The organism is Sphingopyxis sp. NJF-3, assembly GCF_053514865.1.
Genome location: NZ_CM130726.1, coordinates 1441268 through 1456642 on the forward strand (window position 1 = coordinate 1441268; position 15375 = coordinate 1456642).

The following is a 15375-nucleotide window of genomic DNA, read 5'->3' on the forward strand; positions in this document are numbered from 1 at the left end:
GCAAGAATCTAGAGTGCCGGTTTTGATTCCATCAAAACCGAACGCACTCTAACGCACTCTAGAGAATCAGTGCTGCGGCGGCGTCGGCAGCGGCTGCGCGTCGGGCTCGGCCTCGCCGGTTGCCGGGGCGGGCGCTTCGCCATTGGCCTGGCGCTCAAGCTCTTCCGCCGCTTTCTGGCGTTCGGCGAGCGCCTTCTCCTCGGCGACGACGGCGGCTTCGACCTCCTCGGCCGCCGCGTCGATCCCCGCGATGCGCTTGGCGCGCTCGTCAGCGATCATCGTCTGCCAGTCGGTCTTGTCGGCCGCCTGCGCCTCGGCCTTCGCGCCCGAGACGAGCTGCTGGGTGCAGCCGGTAAAGCCGCCGAGACCGACCGGCGAGCAGCTGTCGGTGCCGAAACGGCCGACGCGCTCCATCGCGACGACGCGGTTCAGCCACGCCTGGTTGCGCGGGTCGAGCGGATCGCCTCCACGGAAGATCTGCGGGACGCGATAGCGATCTTCCTCGGGCATCCGGTTGCAGACGACGATCTCGTCGGGGCTGCTCGGCTCGCACTTGTCGTCGCCATAGACGATGACCTGGTTGACCTTTTCGTTCGGCGCGCCCGCGGCTTCCTGCGCCTGGGCGGGGAGGGCGGCGGCGCTGCCGGCGAGGATCAGCGCGAACAGGGGGAGGCGGGTCATCATCTTTTCCTTCATCGTTTCACGGCGGCCTGGCACCGCGACCCTGCATCCGTGCTGAACGGACGGGGTTTCGGCTAGTCTATCAGATACGTTTCGACAGCGCGATGGCTGCACGGCAGCCCGCCCGAATGGCGAGGCTGAGCAGCGGATAGGCGGGGGCGCTTTCCGCGCCCGCGGCGATCGCCGCTTCCTTGTGCTCGAGCTCTTCGGCGCGGAATTCGGCAACGGCGTCCGAGAGCTCGGGGTCGCTGTCGCCGAGTTCGGCGAGCTGTTCGCGATAATGGCGGTCGATCTCGGTCTCGACCGCGGCGGTGCAGGCCATCGCGGCGCGCGGCCCCATCGCAGCGGTCACCGCGCCGAGTGCGAAGCCCGCGACGTCCCAGACCGGCTGCAAGGCGGTCGGGCGCACGCCGCGGCGCGCGACCATCGCGTCGAAGAATTGGCGGTGCCGCTCTTCCTGCTCGGCCATATGAGCGATCTCGCGCGCCATCGGGTGGCGGTCGCCCATCACCGCGAGTTGCCCGGCGTAGATGCGCGTCGCGCCATATTCGCCCGCCTGGTCGACGCGGATCATCGACGCGGTGCGGCGATCGGTCGTTTCGGGAGCGCTCGTCATGCCGCCGATGTGGGCCGGCGGCGCAGTAAGGTCAAGACGAGCGCCGCCGCCGCGAGCGAGAAGATCGCGTTGAATCCCGCGAGCGAGACGCCGAACAGCGTCCATTGCGGCACGTCGCAGCGGATCACCGGCGCGGCCATGATGCTGTCGAGGGTGATCGGGCCGCTCTGGCCGGTGCTGCACGTCGTCAGCCCTTCCCAGAAGCCATATTCGACCCCGGCGTGGAAGATGCCGATCGCGCCGCTGATGGCTATGGCGACGGCGGCGAGCAAGGTCAGTGTCCGCATCGCCGCGTCGTTGCTGCGCAGCAGCAGCGCGAGTGCCGCAAGCACCATCGCCGCCTGGTGGGGCCAGCGCTGCCAATAGCACATCTCGCACGGATGGAGGCCGAAGCCATATTGCGACACCAGCGCCCCGCCATAAAGCAGCAGCGGGGCCAGCAGCGCGATGATCGGTGCGGACAGGCGCGAGTTCAGCATCGGAAAAAACCTTGGTATTGATCGTCATCCCGGCGAAGGCCGGGATCTCGCCGGTGCGTCATGGGATTTTACGTTGAGATCCCGGCCTTCGCCGGGATGACGGAAGGTCGCGTGGGTTCACATCAGTTGCGGCGCGCCGGCTTGGCGGGGGGCTTCGCGCCCTGCGCCATGCGCGAGGGGGCAGGGCCGATCCTCCCGATCGTTTCCAGCGCATAGTAGAGCTGGAAATCCTCGATTCCCTTCGCCTTCAGTTCTTCGGCGGTCGCGGTGAAGCGCGGATCGGGCTTTTCGTCGGCTTCGAGCAGGCCGTTGTCGACCTTCTTCTCGTTGATCAGGTGCCGGCGCAGGTCGCTCTCACGAAAAGAGGGGCGATCCTTGTAATCGGGATCCGAAAGCTGCGGCACGCGAATGTCGGGCTCGATCCCGCCTTCCTGCACGCTGCGGCCCGAGGGCGTGTAGTAGCGCGCGGTCGTCAGGCGGAGCGCTGTCGTGTCGGTCAGCGGCAGCACCGTCTGCACCGATCCCTTGCCGAAGCTGCGCTCGCCCATCACCACGGCGCGGTGCTGGTCCTGCAGTGCTCCCGCGACGATTTCGGACGCCGAGGCCGATCCCGCGTCGATGAGCACGATGACCGGCGCGCCGCCCGTCTGATCGCCGGGCTCGGCGAAATAGCGTTCGATATCGCCCTTCTTGCGGCCGCGCTGCGAGACGATCTCGCCACGGTCGAGGAACAGGTCGCTGACCCCGACCGCTTCGTCGAGCAGCCCGCCGGGGTTCGACCGCAGGTCGAGCACCCAGCCGCGCGGGGTGCGGCCGAGCGATTTGGTCACCGCGACCATCGCCGCCTTGAGGTCGGTGCTGGCGTCGGCCGAAAAGCTGCTGATCGTCAGCACGCCGACGCCGTCCTTCACCTCCCATTTGACGGGTTTCAGATCGATGATCTCGCGCGTCAGCGTGAGCTCCATCGGCTTGTCCTGGCCTTCGCGGACGACGGTGATCTCGATCTTGGTGCCCGGACGTCCGCGCATCTGTTCGACTGCCTCGTCGAGCGTCATGCCGAAGATCAGCTGCTTGTCGATATGGGTGATATAGTCGCCCGCCTTGATCCCGGCGCGGTCGGCGGGGGTGTCGGCGGTCGGCGCGATCACCTTGACCACTCCATCCTCCATCGTAACCGACAGACCGAGCCCGCCATATTCGCCGTCGGTCTGGGTCCGAAGGTTCGAATAGTCGCGCGCGTCGAGATAGCCCGAATGCGGGTCGAGGCTGGCAAGCATGCCGTTGATCGCGCCCTCGATCAGCTTGTCGTCGCTGACCGGTTCGACATAATTGGCCTTCACCTCCAGGAACACGTCCATGAAGCGCGAAATCTCGTCGGTGGTCGAGGCGTCGACGGTCGCCATCGCGCCGGTCGCGAGCGGCACCAGCGCGAGCGTGCTCAGCGCGGCGGCGCCCTGCCACAGGGCGAAGCGGCGCCGGGGCGACGCGGCGGTCTTGGTCGATTCGGTCATTGGCGTCTTTCGTGTCCTCGCGGGAACTCTCCCGCCCTTATAAACCCCGGCGCGCCATCCTCCAACGCATTTGAACCGGCGTCAAGCGGCGCGTCGGACGTCACCCCAGCATCGCGGCGACGTCGACCGGGCGGCCGGCGCGGCGCAGTTCGACGGTGATCCGGCTGTCGTTCGACCCTGCGCGCCCGACGGGCGTTCCGGCGTCGAGCGTGTCGCCGACGCCGACCGACAGCGCGATCATCCCGGTCAGCAGCGAGGTCCAGCCGCCGCCATGGTCGATGATGACGATCTTGCCATAGCCGCGATAATCGCCCGCGAAGCTGACCCGCCCCGGCGCCGGGGCGACGACCTGGCCGCCGGGGCGCGCTGCGATGGTGATGCCGCGCGATCGCACCCCACTGTCGTTCACCTCGCCGAGCCCTGCGACGATGCGGCCGACGACCGGCAGGCGATAGGCACCGCGGGTCATGGCGGCGGCCGGCGCTGCGGGTGGGTTGGCGGCGATCGCGGCCCTTGCCGGATCGCGCGGGCGCGGCAGTGGCCCGGCGAGTTGCGCCAGTTCGGCGCGCACCGCACCGTCGGCTTCGAGCGTGTCCATCAGTTCGACGATGTCACGCGCCTTCTCGCCGAGTCCGAGCGCGCGGTCGGCCTCTAACCGGGCGCTGCTCATCAGGTCGCGCGCGTGGAGGCGCCCCTCGTTTTCGAGCCGCGTCAGCTCGTCGCGCCGGGCGGCGAGTTCGGCCTTGCTCGCGCCGAGCGCCTTCAGCGCGATCGCCTGTTGCCGCTGCGCGGTGCGGAGGTCGGCGAGCTCGCGGCGCACCCCTGCGGTGCGGTTGCGGATCACCGGCATCACCGCGTCGAGCACCGCGCGCGCGTGCACCATCTCGCGCAGCGATCCCGGCTGGGCGAGCACGCTCACCGGCGGCTGGCGCGAGAGCTGCTGGAGCGAGGCGGCGAGTTCGAGCAGCGGCTGCTGCTGCTCGGCGAGCCGCGCCTGTTGCACGGCGAGGCGGCGGTTCACCAGCGCGACGCGCGCCTCGCCGGCGTCGATGTCGGCCTCTGCCGCCTGAATGCGCGCGGCGAGCGCGGCGCTGCGCTTTTTTAGCCGGTCGGCCGCGTTGGTCGCCTTCTGCGCCTGGGCTTCGAGCGCGCCGCTGCGCGCCATCGCCTCGGCCGATTGCTGCTTGGCGGTCAGGAGCTGCGCGCGTTCGCGCGTGGCGATCGCCGCGGGGTCGAAAACGTCGCTCTGCGCGATCGCAAGCGCGCCGCCCGCGATCGCGGCGAAGCCGGCCAGCGTGGCGAGCGCGCGCCTCACTGGCGCCCTTCGCGGTGATAGGGATGCCCCGCGATGATGCTCGTCGCGCGCCACAATTGCTCGGCGAGCATCGCGCGCGCCATCAGATGCGGCCAGGTCGCGCGCCCGAAAGCGATGACTTTGTCGGCGCCCTTGCGCTCCTCGGGTGTGAAGCCATCGGCCGCGCCGAGGCAGAAGCGCGCCTCGCGCACCCCGCCGTCGCGCCAGCTTTCGAGCAATTTGGCGAATTCGAGCGACGACATCTGATCGCCGCCCTCGTCGAGCAATATGGTACGGCTGTTGTCGGGAGCCGCGGGAACGCGCCCGCCCGTATCGGGAAGCTCCGACATCTTCTGCGCCCAGGTCACGCGCTTCATGTAGCGCGCGACCAGATCGGCTTCGGGCCCGCGCCCGATGCGCCCCCGCGCGATGATGTGCAGCAACATGGTTTCCCGCCTAGCCCGTGGGCGGGAGGGACGTCAATTTGCTGCGGCCACGGGGGGCGCGTCGCCGAACGACCACATGCGTTCGAGGTTGTAGAAGCTGCGCACTTCGGGCCGGAACAGGTGGACGATGACGTCGCCGGCGTCGATCAGCACCCAGTCGGCGTTGGGCAGGCCCTCGACGCGGACGCTGCGGCCCGCCTCCTGCTTGATTCGCTGCGCCAGCTTGTCGGCGATCGCCGAGACGTGGCGCGTCGAACGGCCGCTCGCGATCACCATATGATCGGCGATGCTGCTCTTGCCGGCGAGCGGGATGGAAATGGTTTCCTGGGCCTGATCCTCGTCGAGCTGGTGGAGGATCAGCGCGTGGAGCGCGTCCACGCTGTCGTTTGCGGGTGCGGCGCCGGGCGCGGCATCCTTGCTGGCGGATATCAAGCGGGTCCTTTCCTTTTGCCATCGCGCAGGCGCGAATGCGTCAACGGGTCGCGGAGGCCGCGGCCTGCATAGCGTTCGAACCAGCGGGGATTGGCCTGCCGTATAGCGGTTGCGGATCGCACGTCGGGCGAAAATCGCAGGAACACAAGGGCAGGCGGTCTCCAGTCCGTCCAATCAGCTTTCTGGTCCGCGGGCCGGACGAAGCGCCGAAGCCAGCCCATCGCCTGCGCGGCGTGGGTGCGGCCATTATAGCCCGGCCGCGCGACCACCGCAATCGGCATCAATCGCGCGATCCCCCGCCAGTCGCGCCAGCGGGGCAGTTGGGCCAGATTGTCGGCGCCCATGATCCAGATGAAACGGCGATTCGGATAGCGGCGGACCAGCTTTTTCAGCGTATCGACGGTATAGCGCGTGCCGAGTTCGGCCTCGATCGCGGTCGCGCGGATCGGCGAGCGCCGCGCCATCCGCTGCGCCGAGGCGAGCCGCGCGGAGAGCGGCGCCATGCCGGCGGCGGGCTTGAGCGGATTGCCGGGCGAGACGAGCCACCACAACTCGTCGAGGTCGAGCGCCGCGATCGCATCGAGGCTGATCGCCCGGTGCCCGCCATGCGCGGGATTGAAGCTGCCGCCGAGGATGCCGGTGGCGATCACAGGAGGGTTTGCCAGTCGCTGCGGTCGTGCTGGACCCGGACGATCGCGATGCCATGGGATTCGATTTGATAGATCAGGAGGATCGGGGTTTCTCGAACCTTCCACTTGCGCAATGATCCATGCCCGAGAACCGGTCCGGCGCGGGGCTGCTCAAGCAGGAAATCCGCAGCGGCGAAAGTCGCATCGGACGCGCGAATGGCAAATTCCGGATCGATCGCTGCAAAAAAGTCTTCGATCCGCGCCAAATCCATGCGGGCGGGTCCAGACCATCTTATCCGAACCATCAGCTTGAGGCGGGCTTCGCTTTAAGTTCGGCGCGGCGCTTCGCGATCCATTGCTTCATTTCGTCCTGTGAAATCCAGTCACCCGAAGCGATCGCGTCAACACCTTCCTGCACAAAGGCAAGGAATTCTGCCTCTCGTTGCGCATGCTCGCGCACTGCCTGCGCAACGAACCAGGCCCTGCTGCGGCCTTGCGATGCAACGATATCGTCAACCAGCGCAACAGTTTCTGCATCCAGGCGAGCGGAAATGACCGTTTGTTTACCCATAAAGCATTTGTATCACTTGTATACAAATGATTCAAGGGCGCGTCTGACCGTTCCCGCGCACCAGCCACTTGTACGTCGTCAGCCCCTCGAGCGCGACCGGCCCGCGCGCGTGGAGGCGTCCCGTCGCGATGCCGATCTCCGCGCCCAGCCCGAACTCGCCGCCGTCGGCGAACTGGGTCGAGGCGTTGTGCATGACGATTGCGCTGTCGACCTCGGCGAGGAAGCGTTCGGCCGCCGCCGCATCCTCGGTGACGATCGCGTCGGTGTGGCGGCTCGAATGGGCGTCGATGTGCGCCAGCGCGCCCTCGATCCCGTCGACCGCGGCGATGGAGACGATCGCGTCGAGATATTCGCAGTCCCAGTCGTTCGCGCTCGCGCGCGTGACGTGCGGGCTCAGCGCCGCGATGGCCGGGTCGCCGCGCACCTCGCAGCCCGCCGCGACGAGCGCGTCGACGATCGCGCGCGGCGCGGGATAGGCGCGGTCGATCAATATCGTCTCGGTCGCGCCGCAGATGCCGGTGCGGCGCATCTTGGCATTGACTGCTAGCGCGACTGCCTGCTCGGGATCGGCGGCGGCGTCGATATAGAGGTGGCAGATGCCGTCGAGGTGGGCGAGCACGGGCACCCGCGCCTCGTCCTGCACGCGCGCGACGAGGCCCTTGCCGCCGCGCGGGATGATGATGTCGACGAGGCCCTGCGCGCGGAGCAGCGCGCCGACAGCGGCGCGGTCCTGCGTCGGCACGAGCTGCACCGCGTCGGCGGGCAGTCCCGCCCCGGCGAGCCCGGCGGCGAGCGCGGCGTGGATCGCGCGGTTCGAATGCACCGCCTCGCTGCCGCCGCGCAGGATCACCGCATTGCCCGACATCAGGCCGAGCGCCGCGGCGTCGGCGGTGACGTTGGGGCGGCTTTCATAGATGATGCCGATCACCCCGAGCGGCACGCGCACGCGGCTCAGCACCATCCCGTTGGGGCGCGTCGCGCGGTCGATCTCGGCGCCCACGGGGTCGGGGAGGGCGGCCACGGCCTCGACCGCGTCGGCGATCGCGCCGAGGCGGTCCGCGTCGAGCCGCAGCCGGTCGAGCATCGCCGAGGTCAGTCCGTTCGCCTCGCCCGCCGTCATGTCGCGGGCATTGGCGTCGAGGATCGCCGGTGCCTGCGCGCGAAGCTCGGCCGCGGCGGCGCGCAGGCCTTCGGCCTTTTTCGCCGTCGGCGCGACCGCCATGCGTTTCGCGGCGGCGCGCGCGCGCGCGCCCATATCGGCGATCAGCGCGTCGGCGTCGTGAACGGGCGGGTGGATCAGCGTCTCGATACTCATGGCCTTTGCCCTATCACGCTTTGCCGCGGCGGCGAAAGTCCCGTTGCGCCCCGACGCGCGCGGCTTTAGGCAGAGCGCATGAGCGGGGATATCGAGGGTATCGGAGCGGCGGTGACCGCGGGGCTGGCGGCACGCGCGGTCGAACCGCGCCACGGCGGCGCGGCGGACGGGCACGCGGGCCAGCGCTGCCTCAACTGCGGAACGACGCTGGTCGGCTCGCACTGTCATCGTTGCGGCCAGCGCGCCGACGTGCACCGGACGTTCGGCGCGATCGGGCACGATCTGGTCCATGCGATCTTCCATTTCGAGGGCAAGCTGTGGAACACGTTGCCGCTGCTCGCCTGGCGCCCCGGCGACCTGACGCGCCGCTACATCCACGGCGAGCGCGCGCGCTTCATCTCGCCCCTGTCGCTGTTCCTGTTCGCGGTATTCCTGACCTATGCCGTACTGTCCTTCGTCGGCAGCGGCTCGTCGGGACACGGCCTGCAGGACATGGTGACGAGCCAGACCGAAACGAGCGCGGTCCGCTCGCGGCTCGAGCACGAGGTGGCGACGATCGACACCCAGCTCGCCAAGGCCGACCTCGCCGACGGCCAGCGCAAATTGCTCGCCGATCAGCGCCATACGCTGATGCAGAGCGCCGAATATCTCGGCCTCCTCGACCATGCCGGCACGCCGGGCGAAGGCAGGGAAACGCCCGAGGGCCGCTTCGCGCGCGCCGAGATTCGCACCGGCATCGCCTTCGTCGACCATGGTATCGCCAAGGCACAGGCCAATCCGGGACTGATGCTCTACAAGGTGCAGGCGAATGCCTATAAATTCGCCTGGGCGCTGATCCCGCTGTCGCTGCCCTTCCTGTGGCTGCTCTATCCGTTCAGCCGGCGCTTCCACACCTATGACCATTTCGTGTTCGTCACTTACTCGATCAGCTTCATGCTGCTGCTGTTCGTCGCGGTGCGGCTGTTCGCGATGACGCCGGCGATGGGGTGGGTGACGACCTTCGCGGTCTTCTATGTTCCCTTTCACATGTATCGCCAGCTTCGCGGCGCCTATCGTTCGTCGCGGATCGGCGCGCTCGCACGCACCTCGCTGCTGCTGCTCTTCAGCGTCATGGCGGTGACATTGTTCGTGACGATGCTGCTGGCGCTGGGGGCGATGGGCTAGAGTGTTTTCAAGTCAGGTGGAATCACCTGACGACTCGGAAAACACGGTAAAACTCTAGCCGCTGGGGTCGGCACGGACGGGAGAGACGCGATGCACGAGCTGTGGGCGGAGATGGACCGGCGGCAGCTGATCGGACTCGGCGCTGCGGGGCTCGCGGCGCTGTCGCTGCCCGGCGCGGCGGCTGCAATGATGGCACAGGGCTTCACCCACGGCGTCGCGAGCGGCGAGCCGGGGGCCAATTCGGTGCTGCTGTGGACGCGCTATGCCGCGCCGTCGGACACGATGCTGACCGCCGAGATTTCGGAAAGCCCCGACTTCGCCCGAATCGCCGGGGGCGGGGAAGTTGCCGCGACCGGCGAGCGCGACCATGTCGCGAAGATCGTCGTGGACGGCCTTCAGTCGGGCCGCTGGTATTTCTATCGCTTCATCGCGCCCGACGGCAGCAAATCGGTGACCGGCCGGACGCGAACGCTGCCCGCGGGGCCGACCGCCGCCTTCAACCTCGCGCTCTTTTCCTGCGCCAACATGCCGTTCGGCTGGTTCAACGCCTATGGCCACGCCGCGGCGCGCGAGGACATCGACCTTATCGTCCACGCCGGCGACTATCTGTACGAATATAAGGTCGGCCAATATCCGACGCTGAAGGAAGCGGTGCCCGGTCGCGCGATCCAGCCCGATCACGAGATCGTCGCGCTCGCCGACTATCGGCTGCGCTACGCCGCCTATCGCAGCGACCCCGATCTTCAGCGGCTCCATCAACTGTTCCCGATGATCGCGCAGTGGGACGATCATGAATTCGCCAACGACACATGGAGCGGCGGCGCACAGAATCATCAGCCGGACGAAGGCGAATGGAGCGCCCGCGCCGCTGCCGCCGAACGCGCCTATCGCGAATGGATGCCGGTCGCCGAGACGCGCTGGCGCCATTATGAGGTCGGCGATCTCGCGACCATCTTCCTTCCCGAAACGCGGATCAGCGGCCGCGACAAGCCGTTCAGTATCGGCAGCATCGTCAGGGACGCGGGCGATCCCGCCACGGCGCTCCGCCAATTCCGCGACACGCGCTACCGCGATGCGGCGCGGCAGATGCTCGGCGTGCAGCAGGAAAAGTGGCTGACCGACGCGATCCGCGCCTCGGTGCGCGCCGGCAAGCGCTGGCAGGTTTGTGCGCAGCAAGTATTGATGGGCACCACCTTCAGCCCACCCGAATCGGCGAACTGGTTCGGCGCCGATGCGCCCGACTATGTCATGGAGCGGGTGAAGACCGCGCAGCTCGGCGCGGCGGCGGGCCTGCCCTATAATTTCGACGCCTGGGACGGCTATCCGGCGGCACGCGCGCGGCTGCTCGGTGCGGCACAGCAAGCGGGCGCCAATTTCGTCTCGCTCGCGGGCGACAGCCATAATGGCTGGGCGTTCGACCTGCCGCACGACGGCCGCCCCGCCGGGGTCGAGGTCGGCGGACACAGCGTCAGCTCGCCCGGAATCGAGGCGGCGGCGAAAGGGGTGGGCGATGCCGACCGCGCCGCCGCGCTGCGCCGCTCGTCGCCGCAGCTGCGCTGGGCGAACACCCAGCGGCGCGGCTATGCGACCGTCGCGCTGACGCCCGATACGATGACCGCGAACTGGCATTTCCTCGATACGGTGGAGGAACGCTCGCGTACGCTCGCGGGCACGCACAGCATGACGGCGCGGCGCGGGCGCAACGCCTATGACGCCGCATAGATCATATCCCTTGAGTCGTCATTGCGAGCGCAGCGAAGCAATCCAGAGCCTGCGTAAACTGCCCTGGATTGCTTCGCTGCGCTCGCAATGACGAGATAGAGTCAGGGCAACAACGCCATCGCATTCGGATTGACACATCCATATCCCGATGGTTATGGGTTTCTCATAGCCAGAAGGTTATGGATTGAGATGATCGAAACCCGCGACTTGCTGTTCAAGGCCCTGTCCGACCCCACGCGCCGCGCGCTGTTCGAGCGATTGTGCGAGAACGGCGAGCAGAGCGTCGGCGCGCTGACCGCTCCCGCCGGCATCTCGCAGCCCGCGGTGTCTAAGCATCTCGCGGTGCTCAGGCAGGCGGGGCTGGTGCAGGACCGCCAGCAGGGGCGACAGGCCTATTACAGCGCGCGCCCGGCGGCGCTCGCGCCGCTCGTCGACTGGACCGAGCGGATGGCGCGCTTCTGGGACGCGCGGTTCGACGATCTCGACGATGTTCTGAAAAGGATGGATCAATGAACGAAACGGCAATCGAAGCGCGCAGTGTCGTGGTCGAGCGCGAGTTCGCGCACCCGCCCGCGAAGATCTGGCGCGCGCTGACCCAGCCGCATCTGGTCGCCGAATGGCTGATGGCGGGGGACGTCGCGCCGACGCCTGGCCACCGCTTTCGTTTCGGTGCCGACTGGGGCCATGTCGATTGCGAGGTGGTCGAGGTCGAGCCCGAACGCACGCTCGCCTATAGCTGGGACGGCATGGGGCTCGAAAGCACGGTGACCTGGACGCTCACCCCGACCGCGGCGGGCACGCATTTGCGCATGGAACAGACGGGGTTCCAGCCCGGCCAGAAACTCGCCTATCATGGCGCGAAGGCCGGCTGGCCGCGCTTCCTGACCGCGCTCGACGATCTGCTCGCGCGGATCGACTGATAAGGGAGGAAAAGAGATGAACTGGAATCAGGGAATCCGCCAGTTGCATCGCTGGCTGTCGATCCTGTTCACGGCCGTGGTCGCGGGCATCTTTCTGACGCTGGGCCTCGGACGCGAGCCCGCGCAGTGGGTCTATTATCTGCCGCTCGCCCCGCTCGCGCTGATGACGCTCACGGGCCTGTGGATGTTCTTCCTCCCCTATGCGGCGCGTTCGCGGCGCGCGGAGGGATAGCGCCATGGCCGACAAGGCCCCCAAGCTGCTGTCGGGCGGCAATCCGCAAATCCCGAAGGGCGACGGCGACGCGCCGGTGCAGGCCTATATCGCCGCGATGCCCGGCTGGAAAAGCGCGGCGGGAAAACGGCTCGACGCGCTGATCGAAAAAAGCGTGTCGGGGGTCCAAAGGTCGGTGCGCTGGAACTCGCCCTTCTATGGGGTCGAGGGGAAGGGCTGGTTCGTCAGCTTCCATTGCTTCACCCGCTACATCAAGGTCACATTCTTCAAGGGCACGGCGCTGACCCCGCTGCCGCCGGTCGGATCGAAGGACCCCGACGCGCGTTATTTCCATATCCACGAGGACGAGGCTGTCGACGAGGCGCAGGTCGCGAGCTGGCTGAAGCAGGCGGCGGCGATCCCCGGCTGGATCACCGGACAATGAAGGAAGAGTGACGATGAGCGAAGACAAGGCCGCACCGGCGCTGATCGACGAAAAGATCGCGGCGCTCGGCGGCTGGCGCGGCGATATGCTCGCGACGATGCGGGCGCTGATCCATGAAGCCGAGCCCGAGGTGACCGAGACGGTCAAATGGCGCAAGCCGTCGAACCCGCACGGTGTCCCGGTGTGGGAGCATGGCGGCATCCTGTGCACCGGCGAAACCTACAAGGACAAGGTCAAGCTGACCTTCGCGCGCGGCGCGGCGCTCGACGATCCCAAGCGGCTGTTCAATGCGAGCCTCGACGGCGGCACGCGGCGCGCGATCGACCTGTTCGAAGGCGATCGCGTCAACGCGGCGGCGTTCAAGGCGCTGGTGCGCGAGGCGGCGGCGGCGAATGCGGCGAAGGCGGGGCGGTAACCGACCGCTTGGCGACATTCTGCGTCTCATAACGTCGTCATTCCCGCGAAAGCGGGAACCCAGCGTGGGGTCAGCCGACGCTCGCGGAGCCTCTGGCAACCTTCACGTGCATGGACACGGACAGCGACGGGTCGCTAAGCCAACCCGAGATTCAGCGTAGAATTGGGCTCTGCGATACAGACCAGGATTACGTCGCGTTACTTCCACGAATGCCGCAATGATTGCTTGCGAGACGAGGCTCAGCGCGCCGTGCCGCCGGACCCACCAAGCGGTACGTTTACCCTGGCAGCGCCATTAGCATTACAAAGGGCTCGTGACGCCGTTGCCGGCTAGGTCTTATCTCATTATCGACAAGGCAAAGATCCCGATCGCAGCCGCAAAGAGTTGACCCATAATTTGCGCGACAAATCGCGGATTTCTCCTGTCAATGACTCGGTTTTGAAGCCACATCTTTCCGTAAATTAAACCGCATATGCTATTTCCGAGCAAGAAAAACACCACCATTACTATAATTGCACCCGACATGACGCGCCGCCTTTAGAAACTCGGGCTGTTTGCGGTGGGTTCATCGTACGGACGTCCCGCCATATGATAAGTCCGTTGGGCAAAGTCCATCGAACCATAATAGATCGTATCGTAGACGCCGTCATACAGCTGACCCGGCGCTTCGGGAATTACCCTTGCGTTGAACCCGTAGCCGGCACCGACGGTATTGCCGGCCCCATACAGGAAAGCAACGTCGCCAGAGGAGCTCATGGCCGCTCCGCGGTATCCGACGAGTCCGGAAACACCAAGCCCCTGCAGAAAATCGTCGGAACCGTTGGGGGCATAGCCCACATAAGCAGTGCCACCTAGGTTGCTCAGTCCAATATTAAGATAGGTATTACCAGTCAATGTCTCGGTGTCGGCTGACAAGATCGAAGCCGCTGTCGCGGCTTATGCCGCGCACATCAATCGCGAGAATCGCGAGCAGCTTATTCAGGCCGACGCCGATTGGAGAGGACTGGCGTGGATCGACAAGGCGGTCGCCGGCATCATGGCGGCGATCGAGGATGGGCTCTATCAGCCCGCGATGAAGGCGCGGCATGGCCGAACTCGAAGGCGAGCGGGCCGAGATCGCCGCGCGGCTGGCGGAGGCGCCACAGGGCGTTCCCGATGTCCATCCCGGCATGGCCGAAATCTACAAGCGCAAGGTCGCCGCTCTCACCGAAACGCTCCGGGACCCGAACACGCGGCTTGATGCCTTAAGCAATATCCGCTCGCTCGTCGGCAAGATCATCCTTCACCCCGGCACGAAGCGCGGTGAGATACATGCCACCCTTCACGGCTCGCTCATGGGTATCCTCGACTTCGTCAACGATGTACGCAATCCCGAGCCCGACCGAGTTATAACCAAGCTAGTCTCGGGTTCGCGGGAATGACGAAAGTGGGGGATGCCAGTCCCCCCCCTTTGGGGGCCCTTATCGGTAAGGCGGTGTTTCCTCGAACTCGTCGAACGCGGGATAGTCGTTGGCGACGCTTGCGGTGAAGTTGGGCGCGCGCTTTTCGAGGAAGCTGGTGACGCCCTCGGCGGCGTCGGGGCTGCGTCCGCGGGCGAAGATGACGCGGCTGTCCCAGCGGTGGGCGCTCATCGGGTGGGGGGCGCCGAGCATGCGCCAGAGCATGTGGCGGGTGAGGGCGACCGAGACGGGGGCGCTGTCGGCGGTCATCTCGCGCGCCTTGGCGATGGCGGCGTCGATGAGAGCGCCGGGGGCGTGGACCGACTGGACGAGGCCCTTCTCATGCGCTTCGGCCGCGGGGATCAGGCGGCCCGAGAAGCACCAGTCGACGGCGGTCTGGATGCCGACGAGGCGCGGCAGGAACCAGCTCGACGCCGCCTCGGGGACGATGCCGCGACGCGCGAAGACGAAGCCGTAGCGCGCGGTGTCGCTGGCGAGGCGGGCGTCCATCGACAGCGTCATGGTGGCGCCGATGCCGACCGCGGCGCCGTTGATCGCGCCGAGCACCGGCTTCTTCGCATCGAAGATCCGCATCGATACCCGCCCGCCCGAATCGCGGATCAACGGGTGCGACCAATCGATCGTGCCGTCCTCGGCGACGGGGCTCGCCGACAGGCCCTCGGGCAGCATCGCCGCCTTGTCGGTGCGCTTGTCGTAATCGAAGGTCGCGGCGCCCTGGCCCAGATCGGCGCCCGCGCAATAGGCTTTCTCGCCCGATCCGGTGAAGATCACCGCGCGCACGCCGTCGTCGGCGTCGCACTCGTCGAGCGCGGCGACGATCTCCAGCATCATCTCGGTCGTGAAAGCGTTCATCCGCTCGGGACGGTGCAGCGTCAGCAGCGCGATGCCCTCGTGGCGGTCGAGGCGAATCTGGTCGTAGCTCATGTCTCTCTCCCTAAGGTCGCGGCCATGGTTGCAAGCTAAGGTGCCGAGAGCAAGCACTTTACGTAAACGTAAATTAATCGTCGCCCCCCGCGAAGGCGGGGCCGCTATCGGCATAGCGTAAGGCTGCCAGCGGCCCCCGC

22 protein-coding genes are annotated in these 15375 nt (G+C 67.1%); 8 read left to right on the forward strand and 14 right to left on the reverse strand.

Annotated elements, in window-relative coordinates:
- Positions 1 to 66 precede the first annotated feature (66 nt).
- From ACOTSS_RS06805 to ACOTSS_RS06855, 11 genes are all read right to left on the reverse strand, one after another.
- Entirely contained in the window at positions 67 to 681 is a 615-nt protein-coding gene (locus tag ACOTSS_RS06805; protein ID WP_448690746.1) for a hypothetical protein, read from the reverse strand.
- Between the two features lie 82 nt (positions 682 to 763).
- Positions 764 to 1297 (reverse strand): demethoxyubiquinone hydroxylase family protein, encoded by a 534-nt coding sequence (locus ACOTSS_RS06810; protein ID WP_448690747.1) that lies wholly within the window; start codon positions 1295 to 1297, stop codon positions 764 to 766.
- Positions 1294 to 1776: a disulfide bond formation protein B gene (locus tag ACOTSS_RS06815; RefSeq protein WP_448690748.1), complete on the reverse strand. Its 483-nt coding sequence runs from the start codon at positions 1774 to 1776 to the stop codon at positions 1294 to 1296. The genes ACOTSS_RS06810 and ACOTSS_RS06815 overlap by 4 nt, the downstream gene beginning before the upstream one ends.
- Positions 1777 to 1898: 122 nt before the next feature.
- Positions 1899 to 3287, reverse strand: coding sequence for a S41 family peptidase (locus ACOTSS_RS06820; RefSeq protein ID WP_448690749.1), 1389 nt, complete (start codon positions 3285 to 3287; stop codon positions 1899 to 1901).
- 100 nt (positions 3288 to 3387) lie between these two features.
- Positions 3388 to 4602 (reverse strand): murein hydrolase activator EnvC family protein, encoded by a 1215-nt coding sequence (locus tag ACOTSS_RS06825; protein ID WP_448690750.1) that lies wholly within the window; start codon positions 4600 to 4602, stop codon positions 3388 to 3390.
- Positions 4599 to 5027 (reverse strand): 23S rRNA (pseudouridine(1915)-N(3))-methyltransferase RlmH, encoded by a 429-nt coding sequence (locus tag ACOTSS_RS06830; RefSeq protein ID WP_448690751.1) that lies wholly within the window; start codon positions 5025 to 5027, stop codon positions 4599 to 4601. Before ACOTSS_RS06830 ends, ACOTSS_RS06825 begins: the two co-directional genes overlap by 4 nt.
- A 33-nt stretch (positions 5028 to 5060) precedes the next feature.
- The gene (rsfS, locus tag ACOTSS_RS06835; protein ID WP_095387537.1) at positions 5061 to 5459 is read right to left on the reverse strand and encodes a ribosome silencing factor; all 399 of its coding nucleotides are present in this window, start codon (positions 5457 to 5459) and stop codon (positions 5061 to 5063) included.
- Positions 5456 to 6109 (reverse strand): nicotinate-nucleotide adenylyltransferase, encoded by a 654-nt coding sequence (locus tag ACOTSS_RS06840; RefSeq protein WP_448690752.1) that lies wholly within the window; start codon positions 6107 to 6109, stop codon positions 5456 to 5458. The genes rsfS and ACOTSS_RS06840 overlap by 4 nt, the downstream gene beginning before the upstream one ends.
- Positions 6106 to 6360, reverse strand: coding sequence for a type II toxin-antitoxin system RelE/ParE family toxin (locus ACOTSS_RS06845; RefSeq protein ID WP_448690753.1), 255 nt, complete (start codon positions 6358 to 6360; stop codon positions 6106 to 6108). Before ACOTSS_RS06845 ends, ACOTSS_RS06840 begins: the two co-directional genes overlap by 4 nt.
- A gap of 32 nt (positions 6361 to 6392) precedes the next feature.
- A complete protein-coding gene (locus ACOTSS_RS06850) occupies positions 6393 to 6659 on the reverse strand; it encodes a CopG family ribbon-helix-helix protein (protein ID WP_448690754.1) in 267 nt (88 codons plus the stop codon).
- Between the two features lie 31 nt (positions 6660 to 6690).
- Positions 6691 to 7974, reverse strand: coding sequence for a glutamate-5-semialdehyde dehydrogenase (locus tag ACOTSS_RS06855; RefSeq protein ID WP_448690755.1), 1284 nt, complete (start codon positions 7972 to 7974; stop codon positions 6691 to 6693).
- A 78-nt stretch (positions 7975 to 8052) separates the two neighbouring features.
- Here ACOTSS_RS06855 and ACOTSS_RS06860 point away from each other — a divergent pair, with 78 nt between their 5' ends.
- The 7 genes from ACOTSS_RS06860 (at position 8053) to ACOTSS_RS06890 (ending at position 12851) form a co-directional block, all read left to right on the forward strand.
- Complete coding sequence (locus ACOTSS_RS06860; RefSeq protein WP_448690756.1) at positions 8053 to 9138, forward strand: DUF3667 domain-containing protein; 1086 nt, start codon at positions 8053 to 8055, stop codon at positions 9136 to 9138.
- 90 nt (positions 9139 to 9228) lie between these two features.
- Positions 9229 to 10860 (forward strand): alkaline phosphatase D family protein, encoded by a 1632-nt coding sequence (locus ACOTSS_RS06865; RefSeq protein WP_448690757.1) that lies wholly within the window; start codon positions 9229 to 9231, stop codon positions 10858 to 10860.
- A 189-nt stretch (positions 10861 to 11049) separates the two neighbouring features.
- Positions 11050 to 11373 (forward strand): ArsR/SmtB family transcription factor, encoded by a 324-nt coding sequence (locus tag ACOTSS_RS06870; RefSeq protein ID WP_448690758.1) that lies wholly within the window; start codon positions 11050 to 11052, stop codon positions 11371 to 11373.
- Complete coding sequence (locus tag ACOTSS_RS06875) at positions 11370 to 11780, forward strand: SRPBCC family protein (protein WP_448690759.1); 411 nt, start codon at positions 11370 to 11372, stop codon at positions 11778 to 11780. Before ACOTSS_RS06870 ends, ACOTSS_RS06875 begins: the two co-directional genes overlap by 4 nt.
- Before the next feature lie 16 nt (positions 11781 to 11796).
- On the forward strand, positions 11797 to 12012 hold the full coding sequence (locus ACOTSS_RS06880) for a hypothetical protein (protein ID WP_448690760.1): 216 nt from the start codon (positions 11797 to 11799) through the stop codon (positions 12010 to 12012).
- A gap of 4 nt (positions 12013 to 12016) precedes the next feature.
- A complete protein-coding gene (locus ACOTSS_RS06885) occupies positions 12017 to 12436 on the forward strand; it encodes a DUF1801 domain-containing protein (RefSeq protein ID WP_448690761.1) in 420 nt (139 codons plus the stop codon).
- 13 nt (positions 12437 to 12449) lie between these two features.
- Positions 12450 to 12851, forward strand: a complete 402-nt coding sequence (locus ACOTSS_RS06890; RefSeq protein ID WP_448690762.1) for a DUF1801 domain-containing protein — start codon at positions 12450 to 12452, stop codon at positions 12849 to 12851.
- 537 nt (positions 12852 to 13388) lie between these two features.
- Here ACOTSS_RS06890 and ACOTSS_RS06895 read toward each other — a convergent pair.
- Entirely contained in the window at positions 13389 to 13766 is a 378-nt protein-coding gene (locus ACOTSS_RS06895; RefSeq protein WP_448690763.1) for a hypothetical protein, read from the reverse strand.
- On the reverse strand, positions 13735 to 13938 hold the full coding sequence (locus ACOTSS_RS06900; RefSeq protein WP_448690764.1) for a hypothetical protein: 204 nt from the start codon (positions 13936 to 13938) through the stop codon (positions 13735 to 13737). Before ACOTSS_RS06900 ends, ACOTSS_RS06895 begins: the two co-directional genes overlap by 32 nt.
- Here ACOTSS_RS06900 and ACOTSS_RS06905 point away from each other — a divergent pair.
- On the forward strand, positions 13937 to 14272 hold the full coding sequence (locus tag ACOTSS_RS06905) for a hypothetical protein (protein ID WP_448690765.1): 336 nt from the start codon (positions 13937 to 13939) through the stop codon (positions 14270 to 14272). The two genes, ACOTSS_RS06900 and ACOTSS_RS06905, sit on opposite strands and share 2 nt — an antisense overlap.
- A gap of 39 nt (positions 14273 to 14311) precedes the next feature.
- Here ACOTSS_RS06905 and ACOTSS_RS06910 read toward each other — a convergent pair whose 3' ends face one another.
- Positions 14312 to 15235, reverse strand: a complete 924-nt coding sequence (locus ACOTSS_RS06910; RefSeq protein ID WP_448690766.1) for a crotonase/enoyl-CoA hydratase family protein — start codon at positions 15233 to 15235, stop codon at positions 14312 to 14314.
- Positions 15236 to 15375 lie beyond the last annotated feature (140 nt).